This window comes from Microbulbifer elongatus (assembly GCF_021165935.1).
GTDB classification, from domain to species: domain Bacteria; phylum Pseudomonadota; class Gammaproteobacteria; order Pseudomonadales; family Cellvibrionaceae; genus Microbulbifer; species Microbulbifer elongatus.
This window is the reverse complement of record NZ_CP088953.1, coordinates 448,167-470,490: the sequence shown is the minus strand read 5'-3', so window position 1 is coordinate 470,490 and position 22,324 is coordinate 448,167. Positions and strand designations below refer to the sequence as shown.

The following is a 22,324-nucleotide window of genomic DNA, read 5'->3' as shown; positions in this document are numbered from 1 at the left end:
ATAGGTTTGCCAGGAAATAATTACAGCGGGTACCTGCACCGCGCTAACGCTGTGCCTTGCGCACGGTGATATCGTCTTCCGCTTTGGGCTGCAGGGTGATCGGGTCACCCGAGAATTCCACGACCGCATCGGTGCGATGGCAGAACTCGATGATTCCGGCGCTGATATTATCGCGACCGCCGCACTGATTCGCATCTTCGATAAAATGGTACACACTTTCCAGTGCCGGTCGATAAGTGGCAAGAACCCGCTCGATGGTATGGTCGTCAAGGTATTCTGTCAGTCCATCACTGCACAGCAGGAGCAATGCACTTTCTTTCAGTGTCCAGCTGTTAACGGTCGCTTCCACCGGTTCTGAAATACCCAGCGCCCGGGTGATATGGTTTCTTACTTGGGACGATTGTGCCTGTTCGGGGGTTAGTTGACCGGCATCAATCATTTCCTGAACCACGCTGTGATCTTTGGTCAATCGTTGCAGGCCGTAGTTGTTCCAGAGGTAGGCGCGAGAGTCGCCGATATGCGCAACGATCAAAAAATCCTGCCAGATGGCGGCGGCCACCAACGTGGTACCCATTTGTGAAAATTGCGGGCGGCTCTGCTTGGTCTGCAGAATTTCCCGATTTGCCATGCCGATACCTTCCACCAGCGCAGCACGTAACATCAATTGCTGTTGTGCCGGAGAACAGGCGAGATATGTGGAGCTCAGCAGGGCGTCAAACTGCTTCTCCAGGGTGTCAGCGGCGATGCGACTTGCCGTAGCTCCACCGCTGTAGCCGCCCATACCATCGGCGACCACCACGTAGGCGAAGGGGTGGTCCGGGTTGCTGTGACAGCGGATGCTGTCTTCATTTTCTTCCCGCACCTGTCCGATATCGGTGCGTCCGTTGACTGCCAGCCTGATGGGCTCCATGTCAGTCGCAGCTCCATGACAAATTCCTGAAAGTAGCGGAACTGAAACCCATGCAGCGGTTTCCTCTCCATGACTTTCCTCCGTTTTAGCGGGGCAATGTTAACGTGCTTGTGCATCAGGTTTGAATTTTTTTTCAATCATTTGCCATAATGCCAACCCCTTCCGCTTAGTGGGTGCGCAGTTGGTACGGCTGTGCAAATTAAAAAGGATTTTTTGGCACGATGCCCCGTCTTCCGAGACTTAATCTGATCGACATTCCGCAGCATATTGTGCAGGTAGGGCACAATAACCTGCCGTGCTTTTTTGATGAGGAAGACTACCAGTTTTATCTGGACAGCCTGCGCAATGCGGCGGATCAGTATCGGGTGGATGTGCACGCGTATGTGTTACTGCCCAATATGATTCAGATCATTGCGACGCCAAAAGTGCCGGATGGCATTCCATCGATGATGCAGTCCCTGGGGCGTCGCTACGTTCAGTTCGTCAATCACCGGTACCGTCGCTCCGGCACCTTGTGGGCCGGCCGCTACAAGTCCAGCCTAATCGATTCGGATGCATATCTGCTGACCTGCTATCGCTATGTCGAGTCGCGACCGATCTACCTCGGGTTGGCAGACTCCATGAGTGACTACGCCTGGTCCAGTTTCCGCCATCACGCAAATCTCGAGGCCAGCACGGTGATCAAGGATCATCGTCTGTATATGGCGTTGGGTGATAGTGCTGCGGCTCGCGCGGATGCCTATCGAGAGCTCTTCCGCTATCGCTTTGACCGGCGTCTGCTTGAATATATCGCCGAAACCATCAAGCTCGGACAGATTCTGGGCGGGGATGTGTTTAAGGACAAAATCGAACAGATTTCCAATCAGCGAGTGCGGCCGTTAAAACGTGGACGTCCACGTAAATCCGCGACCAAAAAAACTGCGACCAAAGCCTCGACCAGTAAAGAGGACAAGTTGCCCGCCGGTCATCAAGCGGTCAAAACCCTCTGTGATGCTTCCGAGGAGCGCGCACCGGATAACAATACCACCACCCTGGAGACGGGATTATGAGTCGAGCGAGCATGCAGACTGGCGCTGCCATATTTTCTGCCGGGGAAGAATCCGGAGGGAGCGACACTCGGTACCATGGTGCCAATTTCCGGGTGGCAATTGTCGGTGATTTCAGTGGCCGAGCCAGTCGCGCATTGTGTGAACCAGAGACTCTGGCACAGCGGCAGGCTTATCGTCTGGGTAAGGACAACTTTGAGCAACTGTTTGAGCGGCTTCAGATTCGGCTGAATATCCCGGGAATGGATGAACCGTTGCAGCTGCTGGAGTTTGATGACCTTCATCCGGATTACCTCTATCAACGGGTACCCCTGTTCAAGAAATTTATTGAGCTGGAGAAGCAGCTGTTGAGTAGCAATGGTTTCGCCGACGCAGCGGAGGAAATTCGTCAATGGCGACCCGAGTTATTACCTTCTGATATCACTGCGCCCACAGCGCCCCGAATGGATGGTGCCGATGGTGCGCAATCCATGCTCGACCGGATACTTTCCGGAGAGCACTACCAGTCCCTGTATCAGGAGCATACGCGCAGCTCGGCGACAGGGCAGATCGACCTGTTGATCAAAGATATTGTAGCGCCCTACCTGCAGAAAAAGCCCGATGCCAATCAGGCGGCGTACCTGGATGCGGTGACAGAGGCCGCCTCGGAGGCCATGCGCAAAATCATGCATCACAGTGATTTTCGCCAACTGGAAGCCAGCTGGCGCAGCCTGCATATGTTGCTGCGGCGGTTGGAGGATCATCCGGGGCTGGAAATTCACCTGCTCGATATCAGCAAGGAAGAAGTGCTCGCGGACTTTGCCCAAGCCGAGGACGATCTCGAGTGCTCAGGCCTGTTCAAGTGTCTCGTCGAGCGCTACACCACCGCCGGAAGCAAGCCCTACGACCTGATTCTGGGGGATTATTTCGTTTCTGACGAAGAGCGCGATCTGCACATGCTGATCGACCTGGCAACCATTGCCGAGGCCGCGGGAAGTACGCTGATACTCGGCGGAGATTGCCGGCTGGCAGGCTGCCCGAGTATGGCCGGATCCATGGATCCCGATGACTGGTGTTACCCTCTGTCGGAAGCATTTTCCGAGGGTTGGCGGGCACTGCGGGCCTATCCTGCCTGTGAGCATGTGGCGCTGGCCGCACCGCGCTTTTTGCTACGTATGCCGTTTGGTGCCGACGCTTCCCGTACGGAGACCTTTGCATTCGAAGAGCTGAGTCCAGAGCTTGGTCACCGGTATTACCTGTGGGGTAACAGTGCCTACTTGCTGGCGCTATCGATCTGTTCTGCATTTTCGGCGCAGGGCGTACCCACCGTAGTGCCCGCTGACCAGTACACGGGATTACCGGTGCATCTGCGCAAGTTACCGCACGGTGAATGGCTCACTCCCTGTGCTGAAGCCTGGATGACCGACAGAGCCGCCGCGCGTTTCAATGCGGCCGGGTTGAGCGCCCTGCGCTCCGTACAGGGGCGTGACGAGATCGTTTTACCGCGACTGCAGTCACTGGCGGGTACCACTCTGCGAGGCGCCTGGCAATGATGCTGCGTCCGTCCGGTGCCAATTTTGCCGCGCACCTTTCCGCCGGTATTCCCCACCCTCATGTACCGCGGCATTGCCAACAGCCGTGGTCAACCAACGTGCGAGCCTGAACGTCATGGATCTTTTGCTTTCTGTTGTCGCCGACCCCGAAGGGGCCAACATGCTCAAGCACACCAAATTGTTCACCCGGGAGGGGGGAAGTTTCGGCCGTGCGGACAGCAATGATTGGGTACTGCCCGATCCGCAGCGTGTTGTTTCCTCCCGGCACGGTGAGATTCAGTTTGCAGACAACCGCTATTTCCTGGTGGATCAGAGCACCAATGGCACCTACCACAATCAATCTGCGGATCCGCTTGGCAAGGGAAAGCGTATTCCACTGGCGGACGGCGATGTGATCAGTCTGGGTGATTACCAGCTTAAAGTGTCGGTACGGCAACCCAAGGCAGACAGCAATCTGCCCAAAGGACTGGGTGATGCGGATTTCCTCGATAACGCGGATCGCACCACGTTCAGTCCCGCGGCTGCGGCAAAAATGCAAAGTAACAAGGAAGCCGAGGAGCTGGATAGCTGGCTGGAGCCCGGCACCAGCGCGCAGAATAATCAGAGCGGTGAATGGGGGTACCTGGCAGGCGGTGGCACCGATGCACCGGCCAGCGGGCTTGCTGGAGATGGGTTTGATAGCCTTCTCGGGCAGAGTACACCGACCGATCCGCTGCAAGTGCTGAACCGCAGCAATAGCGGCGCTCCGGATGGGTTGGTGAGCGGTATCAGCAACAGTGGGTTTGACCCGTTGAGTGACTTTGCGGCTGCGCCGAGTCCGGCGCCAGCCAGTCAGTGGGGCGACGACGACGCCTGGTGGAAAGACGGCAGCGAACAGGACCATGCCCCTGCACACAATCATGCCATGCAGTTCCGCGCACAGCAGCAGCCCGTGGAAGCCCCTCAGCCACCGCCTTCACAGGAGCGGCAGCCCCCGCAGCCGGTGCCACAGCCGGTGTCAGAAAGCGCGCCGCAGGCCCCCATGCCGCCGGCTCAGCCCCCTGTGGACAACCCCTTTGCCGAATCCTTCTCGGAAGTAGCCGGAGATCAGGTAAGCGGCGCTCCTGGTTTCGGTGGTCTGGACGCCGCCCCGGTACCTGATGCGCCGGCCGAACCGCAGCATGCACCGCCCACTTTCCCGGGGTTGGAGGTGGCTGGCGCTACGCCAGTGCCGCCGACCCACGGATTCGCCCAGGCCTCTCAGCAATTCAGTCAGCCGGCGGTCGCTCCCGCCACCCCCCCGGCTGGTGAGACTCTCGCTCCGCCTGCGCCGCAGGTTCAGTCGACACCATCGACGACGGCCTCATCCATGGCCCAGCAACTGGGGCTTCAGTTACAGGGGGAGCAGCTGGCGCAACTGGATACGCAGGCGGCGGCGATTGTCGAGGAGTCCGTGGCGCGGCTTATCGATCTGCTACGTGCCCGCACCAGTATCAAGAATGAACTGCGCGTACAGCGCACCATGATTCAGACCGAAGCCAATAATCCACTCAAATTCAGTGCCACCGCAAAAGACGCGCTGGGAGCCATGTTCGCAGGCACCGGTGCCTTTATGACCCCGGTAGAGGCCGTGCGCGATAGTTTTGACGACCTGTCCGATCATCAGGTGGCGGTTCTGTCGGGAATGCGCGCAGGTTATGAGGCCATGTTGAAATACTTCAGCCCGGAAAATATCGAGCGCCGGGGTGGCAAACAGAGTGGGGTTTTTTCCAGTAAAAGCGCCCGTAATTGGGAAAATTATGTCGACGCATATCGTCAGCTGGTCGGTGACCCGGAGAACTGTTACCGACGTTTGTTCGGCGAGGAATTCGCGACGACTTATGAGAGCCAGCTCTCCGAGCTGAAGAATGCGCGCAATCTCAATAAATAACCGTGTTTCAACTGAGGTATCTCTAGTCGATATAGGCCGGGAAGCCAGTGCTCCCGGGAAATGTTCGCAAAAAATAACGGAGTAAGCCGTGAAAGCCCAGAAAATCGTACATTTTTTGCTGGTGGTTCTGCTTGCAATAGCAGTGTCCGCCTGTCAAACCACTCGCCGTACCCTGAACTTCGATACCAGCGTCGCGTTGAATCTGGATGTGCAGTCGGACGTCAATCCGGATAGCGATGGTCGCGCGTCGCCGGTGGTGGTGCGTGTGTTTATGCTCGCGGATGATCGACAGTTCTCCCGAGAGGAATTTCTGAACCTGTATGAGAACGCGGAGTCCCGTCTTGGCAAGGACCTGATTGATACCGTCATTCTCAAAGAGTTCGCACCCGGTGAACAGCGAATTGAGGAACTGCCGCTCACGCCCGACGTCAAGTACGTGGGTCTGCTTGCCGAGTTTGTGCAATACCAGCGTGCCGATGCACTGATGCTGTTGCCGATTACCGATCACCGCAAAAATGATTATGCGATAACCCTGGCCGGTACGCGCATCGCATCAACGGAAGCATTGAATATGCGTCAGCGTGCCGCTGCCAACGGTGCGGATAAAGACAAGACCGTAACCATCTCCAGCGCGGAGTACGAGAAACTGCGGAAATTACAGCAGTCAGGCAAACGCTGATTTTTTAATTGATCATATCGCGAGGCACGCGCTTCGCGCCGCAACAGGGAAAATGTATGTCGGCGAATAATAAGGTGATCTGGAGCGAGGGGATGTTTCTGCGTCCCCAGCACTTCCAGCAACAGGACCGCTATCTGGAACAGATGCTGGAAGCGCGCACCAGTGCCCTGGGCCCTTATACCTGGGGACTGATTGAAGTGGCGATCGATAGCGAGCCCATGGCGATGGGCAAACTGTCACTGTCCCGTGTCAGCGCCATATTCCCGGACGGTACACCAATGCTGGCGCCAGAGAATGAGCATCTGCCCGATGTGCTGGATGTTCCGGTGAACACACGGGATGAGGTGGTTTACCTGTGTATTCCAATGAAGCGGCCGGGCAGCCAGGAGTCTGTGAGAGATCAGGAGGATTTTCCTCAAGCCCGCTATCAGGCCTGTAACTTTGATGCACGTAACAGCGCCTCTACGTCCGGTGAGGCTGCTCGTATTCAGGTGGGTAAGCTGCGTACCTGTCTCAAGCTCGGCAGTGAAGATCTGAGTGGCTATGCGGCGATTGGTATTGCGCGCATTCGCGAGCGCCAGCCGGAAAAGCCGGTAGAGCTTGATGCAGAATATATCCCACCGCTGTTGAATGCCGACGCATCTCCGGTGATCAAAGCGTATATCGAAGAAGTAAAAGGCCTGCTGGACCATCGGGGAAGCGCCCTGGGGCATCGCCTGAGCGACAGTGGGCGCAGTGGGTCTGCCGAAATCGCTGACTACCTGCTGCTGCAGGTGATCAACCGCTTTGAGCCGTTGTTAAAGCAGATTACCGGGCAGCCGCGCCTGCACCCACACACATTGTTTTTGGAGTTATTACAGCTGGCCGGCGAGCTTTCCACCTTCACCGCTGGGAATAAACGTCCGCCGGAAATTCCCCGCTATCTGCACGACAATCTGCAGCAGAGTTATACCGGTCTTTTTTCTGCCTTGCGTCAGTCCCTCTCCACCGTACTGGAGCAAACCGCCATCCCCATGGATCTGGTGCAGCGCAAGTTCGGTATTTACGTGGCGCCAATAACCGATCCATCTCTGGTGAAGACGGCAAGCTTTATTCTCGCGGCGAAGGCAGATATGCCCGGGGATCTTTTACGCAGCCGCTTCCCCGGGCAGGCCAAGGTCGCTCCCGTGGAGGCCATTCGCGAACTGATCTCAGCACAGCTGCCAGGGCTTACTGTGCGCGCACTTCCTGTGGCGCCGCGACAGATTCCGTACCACGCCGGATTTACCTATTTCGAACTGGAACGTACCGGTGAGCTCTGGCAGGCAATGCAGCGCTCTGGCGGTTTTGCCGTACACCTGGGGGCCGAGTTCCCAGGCATGACCATGGAACTCTGGGCCATCAGGAATAACTGATATGAGTAACGACGCCTATTCAACACCCGGTGCCGCCGATCGTACGGTAATGGTCCCCACGCCCGGTGCAGCCGCGCCCACTGGTGCGCGTCCCCGTGCGCAGGACTTCTCCGCAGCAGAGGCGGCAGCGGATCTGCGAATTCGCAACAGTCTCAATCCGCTGATTTCCGCAGCGTCCAAACTGCTCGGTGCGATCATCAAACCGCGTACCACCATGAGCCACAACAATGTACCGGACCTGCACAAACGCCTGACACGTGAGATTCAGTCGTTTGAGCGTGAGGCAAAGCAGCTTTCCCTGCCGCAGGAGACAGTACTCACCGCGCGCTATCTGTTGTGTACCGTAGTGGACGAAGTCGTGTTGACAACACCCTGGGGCACCGCCAGTGGCTGGAGTCAGCACTCGCTACTCAGTCTGTTCCACAAAGAGACGTTTGGCGGTGAGAAATGTTTTCTGATCCTGCAGCGAACATTGGAGACACCGGGGTCGCACATCGAGTTACTGGAATTGTTCTATCTCTGTCTGAGCCTTGGTTTTCAGGGGAAATACCGGCTTGCTCCCCGTGGATACGAACAACTCGATCAGATTCGCGACAACCTGTATCGCACGATTGAGACTCACCGCCCGCCCATGGAACGGGACCTTTCTCCTCGCTGGCGAGGATGTGTCGAGCGTAAGACACGACTGATCCAGTACATTCCGCTGTGGGTGATTGCCAGTGTGGTACTTGGTGTGCTCGCAGTCACCTTCAGTGGCTATCGCTGGTGGCTGTACCAGAGCGCAACCCCGGTGGCTGTGGAAATACAGGCGCTGACTGCGGACACCGCCGTATCGCCGTCGATTGAGCAGAAATAAGGAACGCTGGAAATTACCATGAAACGTCTGGCCAATTTTTTTGCCAATAAATGGGTGCTCGGCCTGATCGGCCTTGTCGCACTGTCTCTATTGATCTGGTTTGGTGCGGAATACATCAAGTTCGGCAGTGAAAACGCAACCCTGTCGAAAGGTGTGCGCATTGCCATTATCGTCGTTATGTTCACGCTCTGGATCGTATGGAATCTGGCTCAGTGGCTGGTGGAGCGACGTCAGAACCAGGCGCTGATCGAGGGTATCGAAGCGTCGCAGGACGAGGCGCCTGCGGATCCGGATCAGGAGCGTAGTCAGGAGGAGCTGCAGGCACTCTCGGAACGGTTCCGCGATGCCATGCAGGTGCTGCGCAAGGCGAGATTCCGCTCCGCCCAGGGGCAGGTCTCCCTGTATCAATTGCCCTGGTACATCATCATCGGCCCCCCGGGCTCCGGTAAAACCACCGCGCTGGTGAATTCTGGCCTGGAGTTTCCTCTGGCCCAGAGTCACGGCAAGGAGGCCCTGGGTGGTGTGGGCGGCACCCGGAATTGCGATTGGTGGTTTACCAATGATGCCGTGCTCATCGACACCGCTGGCCGCTACACCACACAGGATAGTCATCGGGTATATGACAACAGTGCCTGGCAGGCATTTTTGAATCTGCTGCAAAAGTATCGTCGTCGTCGTCCGATAAACGGTGTGCTGGTTGCGATCAGCCTGCAGGATCTGATGGTGCAGACCGCAGAACAGCGTACCCATCAGGCGAAAACCATTCGCGCCCGGGTGAATGAACTGCAGCAGCAACTCGGTGTTCGTTTTCCGATTTATCTCACCTTCACCAAGTGTGACCTGGTGGCAGGCTTTAGTGAGTTTTTCGACAACCTTTCACAGGCGGAGCGTGAACAGGTCTGGGGTATCAGCTTTCCGGAAGAGGGCCGCGTTGGTGACGGAGCACCGCTGGATGAGTTTGCAGGTGAGTTCCGCGCATTGATTGGACGGCTTAATCAGCGCGTATTGTGGCGGGTGAATCAGGAACGCAATATTGAAAAGCGTGCCCTGTTACAGGGCTTTCCTGCGCGTATGGAAAGCCTGCAGAGCCTGCTTTCAGAATTTGTGCGTCAGGCATTCAGCCCGAATCGTTACGACACCGTCCCATTGGTACGTGGAATCTATTTCACCAGTGGCACTCAGGAAGGCAGTCCGATTGACCGAATGATGGCCACGGTCAGTGCTGACTTTGGTCTGGAACGGGACGTGGGGCACAAGCATCAGGGGCAGGGTAAGAGCTATTTCCTGCACCGCCTGCTGAAAGATGTTGTGTTTCCTGAGGCGGAGCTCGTCGGGGTAAACCGAAAATTCGAACGCGCCACCCGCTGGTTTCGCGGGGCAGTGTATGCCGCTTCTGCCGCCGTTTTTGTCGGTGCACTATTTTTATGGACCGGCAGCGTCGCTCAGAACAAGCTGTATATGAATGAGGTGCGAGATCATATTCGCAGCTTTGAAGCCCTGCAGGCCGAAACGCGCGGCCGGCGGCTGACACCAACGGAAGCGCTGGATCAGCTGGAGCATCTCCATACCGCCTCGCGGGTATATCAGAAAGAAGAACATCCATGGCTGAATAACCTGGGCCTGTATGACGATCGTGTAGATCGCGCCGCGGATCTGCTGTACCAGCAGCAGCTGGACACCCTTTTCCTGCCCGCGTTGCAGACCGCCATCGAGCGTGATCTGTCCAGAATGGACAGTGCTGACCCGGCTCTGGTGTCGACCCTGAAAACCTATCTGATGTTCTTTGAGAAAGACAAGCGCGATATAGAAACGCTGAAGGCATATTTCTCCGCGGATTGGTCGAAGCGCCTGAGTGGCGAGGCGGCCAGGCAGGAGCAGTTACTCGCCCACCTGGAGCGTCTGTTTTTCCGTCCACTGCCGGAAGGCCGAGCACCGAACGAGCGCGTCGTCGCCAGTGCCCGGCAGCAGCTGCGCCGTATCCCGGTTCCCCAGCGTCTCTATGGTCAGTTACAGCGCAGTGATCTCGGGCAGGCGCGGATTGACCTGTACGGGGAGGTCGGGGGCGATACCCGGCAGCTATTTGGTGTGGACCCGGCGGACCCCAGGTTCCAGATTCCCTATCTGTATACCAAGGCAGGGTACAAGGATGTGGACTTCAGTGCGGACTCTCCATTGCTGCAGAAGCTGGCAGAGGAGCGCTGGATCTATGGAAATGACCTGGACGGTGAAGACTTCAGTGAGGAAGACCGCCAACAGCTCGGTGAAGATGTTAAGCGCATTTATCTGGCGGAGTACCAGCAGCGCTGGCAGCAGTTCCTTACCGGGTTTTCGCTGACGGGCTTCAATTCTACCTCTCAGGCGTTTGACGTTCTGTCCAAACTTGCCGATCCGGTGTACTCGCCGCTGCTCGCAGTCTCGGAGATTACCGCGGACAATACCCGACTGACGTTGCGTCCGGAGCTGCCGGTGGATGCCAACGGGGTTCCGCTGCCAGTATCGAGCACCACGCGCAGGTTGGGAGGTGCCGCGGTTAGCGGCGCCGCAAATGCCATTGCGGAACAGTATCAACCCACGGTCGTTGATATTCGGTTTGAGGAACTGCACAGGCTTACCCGTAGTGAGAAAGGGCGTCCGGCACGGGTTCAGGAATATCTTGCCGCAATCGGCAAAGTGCAGGAGTATCTCGCTGAAATCGACGGCGGTGTAGACGCCGGCGAGGTCGCTTTCAACAAGGCCAAAGCGCGTTTTTCTGGTGCGAGTGATGCGATCAAGCAATTGCGCATCAAGGCCACCAACGCCCCGGCGCCCTTCGATCGTTGGCTGACGCAGGTGGCAGACAATACCTGGGCACTGGTTATGGCAAAGGCAAAAGGCCATGTCGATCGTGCCTGGCGTGAGCAGGTATACAGTGTATATAGCCGCAGCCTTGCCAACCGATTCCCACTGCAGAGCCGTAGCGAACAGGAAGTGCCGGTGTTGCTGTTTAATGAGTACTTCAAGCCCGGTGGGATTGAGCAGCAGTTTGTGCAGCAGTATCTGAAACCCTTTGTTGATACACGTAACTGGAAGGCGCGCGCACTGGAAGGGCGCACCCTTGGGATTTCCTCGAGTTCTCTTACTCAGTTGAAGCGTGCGGAGATTATCCGCAAAACCCTGTTTGCTCAGGGAGAGCAGGCTGGTTACGGATTCCGCATAGAGCCGACAAAGCTCGACTCCGGTGTACGCCTGTTCGCTCTGGAGTTGGGCGATCAGCGGGTGCCGTACTCGCATGGCCCGCGTACCAGTCGTAATCTTGACTGGCGCGGTGGTGAGTCCAATCGTGTGCGTATCATTTTTGAAGATCTGAATCAGACGATACATCGACAGCACTTTGAAGGCGATTGGGCCTGGTACCGGCTGCTGGGCAATTCGGAGATGACCCGCGGGCGCAGCAGCAATGAGTACCTGCTTACGTTTAGCGAAGAAGGGCGCTCGGCGCAGTTCCGGGTGCGATCGTCCAGTGCCTATAACCCGTTTGATAAGAATCTGCTGGCGGCCTACCGCTGCCCGCAGGTTCTGTAAGCGCAGGCTTTTGTTATGGCGAACAAAGGAATATTTGGCAAGCTGCCTGCGCACGGTGACTTCGTACAACGGGATCTTCCTGGCTCTTTTATTACGCCGTGGGATGAGTGGCTGCAGAGGGCGGTGCACGGCGCGCGGGAAATTATAGGTGAGGGCTGGTTGGACTATTATCTTACCAGCCCGATCTGGCGATTCGCTTTTTCTCCGGGTGTGCTCGACGGGCAGAGCTGGGTTGGAGTTCTTGTGCCGAGTGTCGACAGTGTGGGGCGTTATTTCCCGCTTACTCTGGCGGCCGCGCAACCCGCTTCCGTGAACCCTTTTACATTGATGACGGATGATCGTGCCTGGTTTCAGGCGTTGTCAGAACTTTCCATCGAGGCATTACAGAATGGGCTGCTCGTGGATCAGGTCCTCGAGCGTTTTCCTGCATGGGCGGGGAAAAGTGTCACGCAGTCGCAAGGACATATTGCGCTGCAATCCGCTAGCGACAACAGCCAAGGGTTGATTTCAGTGAGCGGTGGTGGCGATGTAGAAGACGCTTATCCACTGCTGCTGGAAACTTTGATGAAACCCAATGCCAGCAGCTATAGCCTGTGGTGGTGTGCAGGCTCACAGCACCTGAATGCCACTTCCATGTTGTGTCCCGGCCTGCCGGATCCCTCCACGTATTGCTCCATGATCGGAGCGCCGGAATATCACTGGTAAACAGTGGCTGTGGATAACATTATCGAACGGGAAGCTGACGTTCTTCCGAGTGATTCCGACGGACAATAAGTGTAATCAGCCGCGATCAATTACACTGGTGAAATAACGTGTAATTACGCGCCGCCACCAAACTGGTGTAATTTTGTATTACTTGGTATGGGCGTACCAATATAAATGCGGATTTACGGGAATTTGCCCTCTCGATACGCTTCTTTGCTGATTCAATTTCGATAGAATAATGGTTTGGAATTTACTTAATCGGTACGCGTGTACCGATTGGTTCGATGCCATTATTGCTGAATTTTATGAAGATGGCCCCGGACCGGATTGATGACCTCGGCATCTTTGTAGCCTCCATGGAGTGTGAGGCTAAAAACTCAGGGAAGAGAAATGTCAGTAAATGACTTTCAAGTTGTATTTACCGGGCGCCTGCGTCATGGCTATTCCCGGCGTGAGAGCATAGCGTACCTGGCCAGCCGTTTTGGTCTCGACTTTCATCAGATTAAACGATTGCTCGCCAGTGGTACGTCGGTGGTCAAACGGTATGAGCATGCGGCTGATGCTGAACGTCTTGCCGGGGCCTTTGCCGAAGCGGGCTGGCATGTGGAAGTCCATGGTTCTGATCAGCCTGACGGCGATTCCGGTCAGAACGCGTCGCGTGAAAAGAATGACAGTAAACCAGCGTCGGCTGTGATCGGAGGAGAGAAACTGGCTGCCAGCGATGGTAGCTGTGCGTTGCAACTGCCTGCGCACTGGCAGGCCCTTCCGGGTCTCAATCAGAATGCGGTGATTGAAGCGGGAAACGTCGAAAATAACGAGTTTTGCGTGGTTCTCTGGCAACCTGTACAACAGTTTGACTCCCCCGCTGCAATGAAAGATTACTGTAGCGCCCAGCTGCAACAATGTGCTCACCAGATTGTTGGGGGCAGAGTAGTGCGCCCCGCGGAGCCGCTCTCTCAAGGCCGCTTTGATGGCTTTGTGGGGGAGATCAGCGCACGCATAGATGTTATTCCGGTGCGTTATCTGGTTGCTTGCTGCCGCAGTGACGGCCGAGTATTCACGCAGTTTTTCTGGTGTGAAGCACAGGCGTTCGAGGAGAAGCGTTCCTTGCTTCTGAGTGTTCTAGGCAGTTTTAACACTGCCCGACCGCCGGCGAAGTCTGCAGAAAGAGTGGGCCGGATGTCACGTCGAAAACGGCGTATGCGGGCTTAATCGCGCCCGGAATTGATGTCGAGTTTTCTTTGATCTGTGTCTATCTGGCTGGATTGAAAATTGTGAGAAAAGGGAATTTCTATGGCGTTCGCCAATGTGATCGAAATTGACGGCTTGTTGCAGGAGATCAGTGCAGACAGCCCCCAGGGGGAGGACATCCGTGAGGATCGCTCACCCACTTCCGATTACTACACCATTAAAGATGCGCGCAATAGCGCCCGAGCGGCCGAGCGCTCGGCTATGTTTGACGACAGCGATACCGACCTGTTGGCGCCGTGGCGGGATGTCGCGAGAACCGCAGAAAAGATTCTGCGAGAAAAAAGCAAAGATCTTGAAGTCGCGAGCTGGTACACCGAAGCGCTCATCCGCCTGCACGGTTTTGCCGGTCTGCGCGATGGTGTGGCGTTGATCAATGGCCTGGTCGAGCAGTTTTGGGACGGCCTTTACCCCGAGCCCGATGAAGACGGTCTTGAAACCAAGGTTGCACCGCTGACCGGCCTCAATGGCGACGGTGCGGACGGCACGTTGTTGCTTCCTATCCGCAGTGCAGAGATTACCCCGGAAGGGGACTTCGGTGGCTTTTCTTTTTTCCAGTATCAGCAGGCAAGAGACGCGGATAAAATCGCTGACCCGGATGCAAAAGCCGCGCGTGTTGAAACACTCGGTTACGGTCTCGGTGAATTTGAGCAGTGCTCGAAAAGCGCTGCTCCCCAGTGGGCTCAGGATTTGGTAGAGACACTGGAAGAAGCGCTGACAACCTACAAGCAGATCAATGAAACACTGCGAGGACATTGTGCCCACGATGCTCCCCCGTTTTCCAATATCAGCAGCCTGCTGGATGAGGTGCTGCGTACAACGCGTTTTATCTATCAGGAGCAGCTGGAATCTCTGGCAGCGGTTGCGGAATCCCCTGAGGCGCCCGATGGCGAAGCGCCGCAGGAGCCTGGGATGCAGCAGGTCACAGCGATGGTGCAACAGGTTGCGGTGCCAACCGGCGCTATCACCTCTCGTGAAGATGCGCTGGTACTGCTGGAAAAGGCCGCGCGCTATTTTCGCACCTACGAACCGCACACGCCGCTGGCCCCCGGGCTCGAGCGGCTAATCAACTGGGGACGCATGACGGTTGCGGAGTTGATGACCGAACTTCTTCCCGATGACCAGTCCCGCGCGATCTATTCACAGCTGACCGGCGTCATGCTGGATGGCAGTGACAGCCAGCGTTACGTAGCCCCTCCCGCAGCAGCAGTGCGCTCGGATCAGGCGGCAGCGTCTGCCGAGCCAGATCCGGCTCCTGCGAGTCAGACTGACGATAGCTGGTCCGATCAATCTGAATCTGAGCCGGCCTCGTCCGGCGCTCCAAGCTGGTAACCCCGACTAATCCCACGATTTCCAAATTGAGGAAAGGAGACCCCGATGTCCGAGAGCATTCACAATAAACTCAAGCGTGTGCGTAAGCCGCGTGTCCATATTACCTACGATGTGGAGACCAATGGCGCGGAGGTGAAAAAAGAGCTTCCGTTCGTCACCGGGGTGATGGGGGACTATTCCGGTGACAACACCGAAAATCGCCGACCTCTGAAAGAGCGCAAGTTTGTTCAGATTGACCGTGACAATTTCAATGATGTCATGGCCAAGGTAAATCCCAAGCTGAATCTGCAGGTTGAAAACACCCTGGCTGGCGACGGTAGCAAGATGGCTGTGGACCTGGATTTCAACCATATGGATGATTTCTCCCCGGAGCAGATCGTCGATCAGGTTGAACCTCTGAAGCAACTGCTCGAAGCACGCAGTAAATTGCGTGACCTGCTGAGCAAGGCCGATCGCTCGGAGGAACTGGAAAAAGTCCTTGAGGATATTCTGAAAAGCACAGACAACGTCAGCGCTATCTCCGAGCAGCTTGGCCTCGGTGAAGAAAAAGGAGAGGATGCGTAATGAGCACCGAAGTTGAAAATGTAGCAGAACAGGAAGTTGAAGAGCAGTCAGCCAGTCTCCTCGAGCAGGCCATTTCGGCGACCAAGCAGACCCAGCCGGATGAAGCTCAGGACCTGATTGCCAACCTGACCAAGCAGGCATTGCAGGGAACCCTGACCTGGGACCGCAACCTGACCCAGACCATCAATAAGGCAGTGCAGGCAATTGATCAGGCGATGTCGCGCCAGCTTTCCGCCATTCTCCACGATGAGAAATTCCAGAAGCTGGAAGGCTCCTGGCGCGGCCTCAACCACCTGGTGATGAATTCTGAAACCGGTGCCACCTTGAAGATCCGGATGATGAATATCAACAAGCGCGAGCTGTTTCGCGACCTGGACAAGGCTGTTGAGTTCGATCAGAGCCAGACCTTCAAAAAGATCTATGAAGAAGAGTTCGGTACTGCAGGTGGCGAGCCTTTCGGCTGCATGATCGGTGATTTCGAATTCACCAGTCACCCGGAAGATATCGAACTGCTCAGCAAGATGTCTAACGTGGCAGCTGCTGGTTTCTGCCCGTTTATTTCTGCCGCCGGCGCGGGCATGTTTGGTTTTAACGATTTTACCGAGCTGTCGAAGCCTCGTGATCTCGGTGGAATCTTCGAGTCCGGTGAATACATCAAGTGGCGCAGCTTCCGCGACAGTGATGACTCCCGCTTTGTCACCCTGGTGATGCCCCGTACACTGGCTCGTACCCCTTACGGCGCCAATACCAAGCCTGTGGAATCCTTCAATTTCGAAGAATTTGAAGTGGATGAATCTGGGGTGTCAAAGCCGGCGGAGCACGATCAATACTGCTGGATGAATGCCTCTTATGTCATGGGCACTACCATGACAAAAGCGTTTGCAGAAAACTCCTGGTGTACTGCGATTCGCGGCGCAGAAGGGGGTGGTAAGGTGGAAGGTTTGCCGACCCACGTGTTCAAAAGCGATGACGGCGACCTCGATCAAAAGTGCCCGACGGAAATCGGCATTACCGACCGCCGTGAAGCTGAGCTCAGTGCCCAGGGCTTCCTGCCGCTGTGCCACTACAAGAATACCGATTACTCCGTTTTCTTTGGCTCCCAGAGTGCACAGAAGCCCAAGGTTTTCGACAATCCGGATGCCACTGCGAATGCATCCATTTCCGCTCGTCTGCCATATCTCATGGCGACCTCCCGCATCGCTCACTACCTGAAAGTGATGGCGCGGGATAAAGTCGGCTCATTCATGGAAGCCGGTGACTGTGAGCGCTGGTTGAACAAGTGGATTTCTCAATACACCAACTCCAACCCGGATGCGAGCGCCGAGATGAAAGCCAAGTATCCGTTGGCGGAAGCCCGCGTTGAAGTGAAAGAGATCCCTGGTCAGCCCGGGTGCTACAGCGCCGTGGCCTATCTGAAACCATGGCTGCAGATGGAAGAACTCACCACTTCCATGCGTATGGTCGCCAATATCCCGTCTGCGGGTTGATGGTGTAGGGCCGGCATTTCTGCCGGCCCTTCTACGCACGCTCGGCGTGTTCGTTATTTGTCAATTCTGTCCCAAGGATCCTAGGGAGCTCTCGCCTTGTCTGCCGTTACCTCCAGTCCAACTACCGGCAGCGCTTCCGTGCATTGCGATGACAATGTGCTCGAGGCCAACTGGCTGAAGGATTTTCTTGACGAGCCCGATGACCTGTTTGCCTTTGAGCGTTGGGTAAGCGCCCGTGGTACCGGTGATGCACATCGTAGTACCAGCGTTCGTCAGTGGATCAGCGGTGTTATCAGTGAGCTGGATATGCTGATCAGTGATCAGCTTAACCACATTATCCATGCGCCGAAATTCCAGCGGCTTGAAGCGAGCTGGCGGGGCCTTTTCCTGTTGATTCAGCAGACCCCAAGTGCTGACAATATCAAGATCAAGCTCCTGGACCTGAGCTGGAAGGATTTATCCCGGGACATCGAGCGCGCGCCGGATTTTGATCAGTCGGGCTTTTTTCATCTTATCTACAACGAAGAGTTCGGTACGCCCGGTGGTGAGCCCTATGGACTGTTGCTGGGTGACTACTATATCTCTCATCGCCCGTTTGACGGTCATCCCTATGACGATGTTTTCACGCTACAGGGAATAGCGCATACGGCAGCTGCCGCCTTCGCACCATTTATCTGCAGCGCCACGCCCCAGTTGTTCGGTGTGGACAGCTACGATGATCTCGCGAAACCCATGGATTACAGCGAAATTTTCCGCGAAAAACAGTACATCCGTTGGAACAGCTTACGGGAGCTGGAGGATAGCCGGTTTATCGGTATCACCCTGCCGCAGGTACTGATGCGCGAGCCACATACGCAGGGCTTTTCTGCCTACCGCGGGCTGCGATTTCGCGAAGATGTGGCGGCGACGAACAGCAAAAATTATCTCTGGGGAAACAGTGTCTTCGCGCTTGGCGCCGTGCTGGTACGGGAATTTGACGAGGTTGGCTGGTTCTCCCATATCCGCGGGGTCGCACGGGATCACCTGGGGGGCGGACTGGTTACCCAGCTACCGGCTCTTGGCTACGGGGTCGACAGTCAACCACAGTTTCTGAGGATGTCGACCTCGATTCTGGTGACAGATTTCGTTGAGCGAGAGCTGAGTGATCTCGGTTTTATATGCCTGTGCCACTGTTACGACACACCTTACAGCGCTTTTAACAGTGTGCCCTCACTGCAGAAAACCAAGCAGTACAGCTCCAAGGCGGCTCAGGCTAACGCCCGGATAAGCAGCATGTTGCAGCAGATACTCTGTGCTTCCCGATTTGCGCATTACATTAAAGTCATGATTCGCGACAAGGTTGGGGCCTATATGAACGCCGCCGATTGCGAGCGTCAGCTGCAACACTGGATGGATCGGTATACCACGGGTCGGGAAGACCTCTCCTGGGAAATGCTCGCTCGTTATCCTCTGCGGGAAGCCCGGGTAAGGGTAGTCGATGAGCCCGGTAAAGCGGGGAGTTATCAGAGCATTATTCACCTTAAGAGCCACTATACCGTCGACCACCTGGTATCCGAATTGAAATTGACTACCGCACTTTCACAAATCGGTGTGGGGGCAGCGAACTAATGGCCAGAGAAAAGCGGCTGATTGCACCGCTACTGGATCGCTTGCTGGAGTCCTCGGGCCGGGTAGATCTGCACCGTCCCCATCAGGTGCTGCGGCAGTTGCGGGAAGGGGTGAGGCGGGACCTGGAATACCTGTTCAATACTCGCTATCGCTGCATTTCTGCCCCGGAGGAACATGAGCATCTGGAGGCGTCAAATATCAATTATGGATTGCCGGATCTCTCCACAGTCAACCTGACATCCGCTGACAGCCGAAAACGATTCTGCCGCGATATTGAACGAACGATCCTCGACTTTGAGCCGCGTATACGCTCGGTCAAGGTATCCACTCAGGAGAAGGTCGATGTGGAAGACCCCAGTATCCGTTTTCGTGTAGAAGCGGTATTGCATGTAAATCCCGCCGCGGAGGTGATCGTGTTCGACTCCACGTTAAACCCGGTGACCCAGCTCGTGGATGTTTCGGAGATTCTGTAGTGAGTGAAAAGCTGATCGATTTATACGAGCGGGAACTGGCGTTTGTCCAGCAGAGTGCTGGCGAATTTGCGCGTTTGCACCCTGCCGCCGCCTCCCGTCTTCAACTCGATGCCGAAACAGTAGACGACCCTCTGGTCGGCCGATTGCTGTCAGGCTTCGCCTATATGAACGCGCGGGTGCAGCAGAAGCTCAACGACGACTTCCCCGAGCTAACCGATGCAGTACTGGAAACTCTTTATCCACATTATCTCCGCCCAATACCTTCCTGTGCTATCGTCCAGTTTGAGGCGGAACCGGATCTGGATGCGATCGTGCACCTGGAGAGAGATCTGGTGTTGGAAACAGAGACCTTCCAAGGGCAGACCTGCCGTTTTAGCAGTCGCTATCCAGTCGATGTATCACCGTTTCGCGTCGAATCCGCAACTTTAATGCCGCGGCCGTTTATCGCGCCGGGGTGTAACGATATCCAGGGTGCCAACGGTGTTCTCAAGCTATCTCTGAAAACGTTCAGTAGCGAAGTCCATTTTTCCGAACTTGCGCCGGAAACGTTGCGCTTTTTCTTGCGTGGACTGCCCAGCCATATCTGCGAGTTGTATGACCTGTTGCTGACAAAGTGCGTCCGATTAGTGGTCGCAAATGGGGAGGGCGATCCCTCGCCGGTAATGCTTGAGCCAAGCCGAATTGAACAGGTTGGGCTCGACAGTGATGACGGGTTGCTGCCCTATCCCGAATCAGCGTTCCTGGGCTATCGCCTGTTGACGGAATATTTCACCTTCCCGGAAAAATTTCAGTTTATTGATATTACCGGCGTGGCGGATGCCATTGATGGCCGCTATGGCGATACACTGAACCTGTATTTCTATCTGTCGGAAACCCACGACGAACTCGAAAAACAGATGACCGAGGAGATGTTCGCGCTTGGCTGCACTCCGGTGATCAATCTGTTTGAACAGAGTGCGGATCCCATCCCGGTGGATCACCGCCAGTACCAATACCATGTGGTTGCGGATGTCCGCCGTACCGATGGCCTGGAAGTCTATTCCATTGATGAAGTCAACGGCACAGATTCCTCTGGGAACACCACGCGGTATCGCCCCTTCTACGGATTGCAGCACAGCCAGTCTGGAAGTGCACAAAGTGCATTCTGGTATGCGCGGCGCCGCGATGTCATTGAAGGGGAACATGGGAATGAGCTGGCATCGGAACTGGATATCAGTCTGGTGGATCTTGATTTTCGCCCCCTCGAGGCCAATGGGCAGACGCTCGACCTCAAATTGACCTGTAGCAACCGGAATCTGCCGAAAAAGCTGCCTACCGGCAACGCACAGCCCTACCTGACGATCGTGGATGGCGATGCGCCGGCGCAGCGGATCAGCTGCGTGGTACCACCTACTGAAACCCTGCGACCACCGCGACGGGAGCGTAGCTATTGGCGTCTTGTATCGCACCTGAATCTCAATCATCTCTCTCTGAGCGGCGAGGGTGGCTGTGACGCCTTCAAGGAAATACTCCGCCTTTACGACTTTCGGAATTCCGGCAGCACCCGCAATCTCATTGAAGCATTGCTGAAGATGGAAACCCGTCCGATTACCGCACCCATACAGATTGACGGAAGCGTTGTGCTGTGTCGCGGCACCGAGGTCACCATTGTTCTGGATTCCATGATGCTCAAGGGTACCAGCGCGTTACTGTTTGCCAGTGTGATTGAGCGATTCCTCGGGCTGTACTGTTCTATCAATTCATTTACCCGGCTGATCGCTAAGTTGAGTGGCCGGGATGGAGAGCTTAAGCGATGGCCACCGCGCGCAGGCGACAAAGCACTGGTTTAATCGAGCAGCTGCGCACCGAGCCTTACCGATTCGAATTCTATCAGGCGGTGCGGCTTCTCGAGTCGGCGGTTCTTACACCGGGCGAGGATTCTCCCTACGGCGCTGGCCGACTCGGTACAGCAACACCGCCGTCGCGAGAATTTTTGCGTTTCAAGTCGCAGACATCACTGTCGTTTGTTAGTGCCGATGTTCTGAAACTCCATCGTCGTTCGGTGCCGGACGGGATAAAAGAGACGGATTCCGACACTGAAAAATGGGAAATGGAGGTCGGGTTTGGAGGGCTGATCGGCAGTCAGGGTGTGTTGCCGTACTTTATGACCGAGGTGGTGCAGCAGGAATTAAAAGAGAAAAACGCTGCACTGAAAGATTTTCTCGATATCTTCAATCATCGTCACGTATCACTGCTGTATCGCGCCTGGCAAAAGTACCAGCTGCCGGTTAACTACGAGCAGTCGCGCCTGCGGCAGGACAAAGAGCCGGATCTCTTCTCTCAGGTTATCGCTTCGGTCGCGGGGCTTGGTACCAGTGAAATGCGGTATCGCCTGCCAATTCCCGACGATGCATTACTGGGCCTGGCCGGCCACTTGGGCCGTCAGCAGTGTTCGGCCACGGGCCTTGCGCAGATGATCCGGCAGTTTTTCGGCCTCAACGTGTCAATAGAACAGTTTCAGGGGCAATGGGACGAGCTGCCTGAGGACGTACTCACGCGACTGCCTTGTGCGGAGCAACCCCTGGGGGTTAATAACCGACTGGGGGTAGATACGATCATGGGGACACACTGTTTCCAGGCGCAGAATAAATTTCGTGTGGTGATCGAGCCAATGGACTACGAAACGCACATGGCCATGGCCCCCGGTGGGCGTAAACTGGAAGCGCTAAAGTCCTTCATCCAGCTGGGGGCGGGCGTGGAGATGGATTTCGAGATTTCCGCGACCCTGTTCACCGACGATGTCGCGCCGGTACAGCTGTCCGACCAGGCAGCGACCCAGCCGCTACTCGGCTGGAATACACATATGTCCACGGAGCCGGAGAGCGGTGAGCCGGTATATATCAGTTTGAGTGCCGAACAGATGTCACCTGACGAAGCACTGCCGTTAGCATGATTTATAGCTGTCTGTCGTCGATACCTCCAAGTCTGAAAGGAAACCGCCGTTTTACAGAAGCATGCACTGCTTGCCGCTTTTGAAACGG

17 protein-coding genes are annotated in these 22,324 nt (G+C 55.9%); 16 read left to right on the top strand and 1 reads right to left on the bottom strand.

Features of this window, described 5'->3' with window-relative positions; genetic code table 11:
• Window positions 1-43: 43 nt before the first annotated feature.
• Window positions 44-910, bottom strand: a complete 867-nt coding sequence (locus LRR79_RS01830) for a Stp1/IreP family PP2C-type Ser/Thr phosphatase (RefSeq protein WP_231758731.1) — start codon at window positions 908-910, stop codon at window positions 44-46.
• A 221-nt stretch (window positions 911-1,131) separates the two neighbouring features.
• Here LRR79_RS01830 and LRR79_RS01825 point away from each other — a divergent pair, with 221 nt between their 5' ends.
• From LRR79_RS01825 to tssG, 16 genes are all read left to right on the top strand, one after another.
• A complete protein-coding gene (locus LRR79_RS01825; RefSeq protein WP_231758730.1) occupies window positions 1,132-1,959 on the top strand; it encodes a transposase in 828 nt (275 codons plus the stop codon).
• The gene (locus tag LRR79_RS01820; protein ID WP_231758729.1) at window positions 1,956-3,488 is read left to right on the top strand and encodes a type VI secretion system contractile sheath domain-containing protein; all 1,533 of its coding nucleotides are present in this window, start codon (window positions 1,956-1,958) and stop codon (window positions 3,486-3,488) included. Before LRR79_RS01825 ends, LRR79_RS01820 begins: the two co-directional genes overlap by 4 nt.
• 85 nt (window positions 3,489-3,573) lie before the next feature.
• Window positions 3,574-5,397 (top strand): type VI secretion system-associated FHA domain protein TagH, encoded by a 1,824-nt coding sequence (gene tagH, locus LRR79_RS17285; RefSeq protein ID WP_269455092.1) that lies wholly within the window; start codon window positions 3,574-3,576, stop codon window positions 5,395-5,397.
• 88 nt (window positions 5,398-5,485) lie between these two features.
• Window positions 5,486-6,076, top strand: coding sequence for a type VI secretion system lipoprotein TssJ (tssJ, locus tag LRR79_RS01800; RefSeq protein WP_231758728.1), 591 nt, complete (start codon window positions 5,486-5,488; stop codon window positions 6,074-6,076).
• A 56-nt stretch (window positions 6,077-6,132) separates the two neighbouring features.
• On the top strand, window positions 6,133-7,470 hold the full coding sequence (gene tssK / locus LRR79_RS01795) for a type VI secretion system baseplate subunit TssK (RefSeq protein WP_231758727.1): 1,338 nt from the start codon (window positions 6,133-6,135) through the stop codon (window positions 7,468-7,470).
• 1 nt (window position 7,471) lies between these two features.
• Window positions 7,472-8,326 (top strand): type IVB secretion system protein IcmH/DotU, encoded by an 855-nt coding sequence (gene icmH, locus LRR79_RS01790; RefSeq protein WP_231758726.1) that lies wholly within the window; start codon window positions 7,472-7,474, stop codon window positions 8,324-8,326.
• Window positions 8,327-8,344: 18 nt separating this feature from the next.
• The gene (gene tssM / locus LRR79_RS01785; protein WP_231758725.1) at window positions 8,345-11,887 is read left to right on the top strand and encodes a type VI secretion system membrane subunit TssM; all 3,543 of its coding nucleotides are present in this window, start codon (window positions 8,345-8,347) and stop codon (window positions 11,885-11,887) included.
• 15 nt (window positions 11,888-11,902) lie between these two features.
• Entirely contained in the window at window positions 11,903-12,592 is a 690-nt protein-coding gene (tagF, locus tag LRR79_RS01780) for a type VI secretion system-associated protein TagF (protein ID WP_231758724.1), read from the top strand.
• 390 nt (window positions 12,593-12,982) lie between these two features.
• Window positions 12,983-13,804, top strand: a complete 822-nt coding sequence (locus tag LRR79_RS01775; RefSeq protein ID WP_231758723.1) for a hypothetical protein — start codon at window positions 12,983-12,985, stop codon at window positions 13,802-13,804.
• A gap of 81 nt (window positions 13,805-13,885) precedes the next feature.
• Window positions 13,886-15,172: a type VI secretion system protein TssA gene (gene tssA, locus LRR79_RS01770; protein WP_231758722.1), complete on the top strand. Its 1,287-nt coding sequence runs from the start codon at window positions 13,886-13,888 to the stop codon at window positions 15,170-15,172.
• Window positions 15,173-15,217: 45 nt separating this feature from the next.
• Window positions 15,218-15,736, top strand: a complete 519-nt coding sequence (tssB, locus tag LRR79_RS01765) for a type VI secretion system contractile sheath small subunit (RefSeq protein WP_043319677.1) — start codon at window positions 15,218-15,220, stop codon at window positions 15,734-15,736.
• Window positions 15,736-17,223 (top strand): type VI secretion system contractile sheath large subunit, encoded by a 1,488-nt coding sequence (gene tssC, locus LRR79_RS01760; RefSeq protein WP_231758721.1) that lies wholly within the window; start codon window positions 15,736-15,738, stop codon window positions 17,221-17,223. The genes tssB and tssC (LRR79_RS01760) overlap by 1 nt, the downstream gene beginning before the upstream one ends.
• 96 nt (window positions 17,224-17,319) lie before the next feature.
• Window positions 17,320-18,831: a type VI secretion system contractile sheath large subunit gene (gene tssC / locus LRR79_RS01755; RefSeq protein WP_231758720.1), complete on the top strand. Its 1,512-nt coding sequence runs from the start codon at window positions 17,320-17,322 to the stop codon at window positions 18,829-18,831.
• Window positions 18,831-19,304, top strand: a complete 474-nt coding sequence (tssE, locus tag LRR79_RS01750; protein WP_231758719.1) for a type VI secretion system baseplate subunit TssE — start codon at window positions 18,831-18,833, stop codon at window positions 19,302-19,304. Before tssC (LRR79_RS01755) ends, tssE begins: the two co-directional genes overlap by 1 nt.
• Window positions 19,304-21,133, top strand: a complete 1,830-nt coding sequence (tssF, locus tag LRR79_RS01745) for a type VI secretion system baseplate subunit TssF (protein ID WP_231758718.1) — start codon at window positions 19,304-19,306, stop codon at window positions 21,131-21,133. The genes tssE and tssF overlap by 1 nt, the downstream gene beginning before the upstream one ends.
• The gene (tssG, locus tag LRR79_RS01740) at window positions 21,097-22,236 is read left to right on the top strand and encodes a type VI secretion system baseplate subunit TssG (RefSeq protein ID WP_231758717.1); all 1,140 of its coding nucleotides are present in this window, start codon (window positions 21,097-21,099) and stop codon (window positions 22,234-22,236) included. The genes tssF and tssG overlap by 37 nt, the downstream gene beginning before the upstream one ends.
• Window positions 22,237-22,324: the final 88 nt, after the last annotated feature.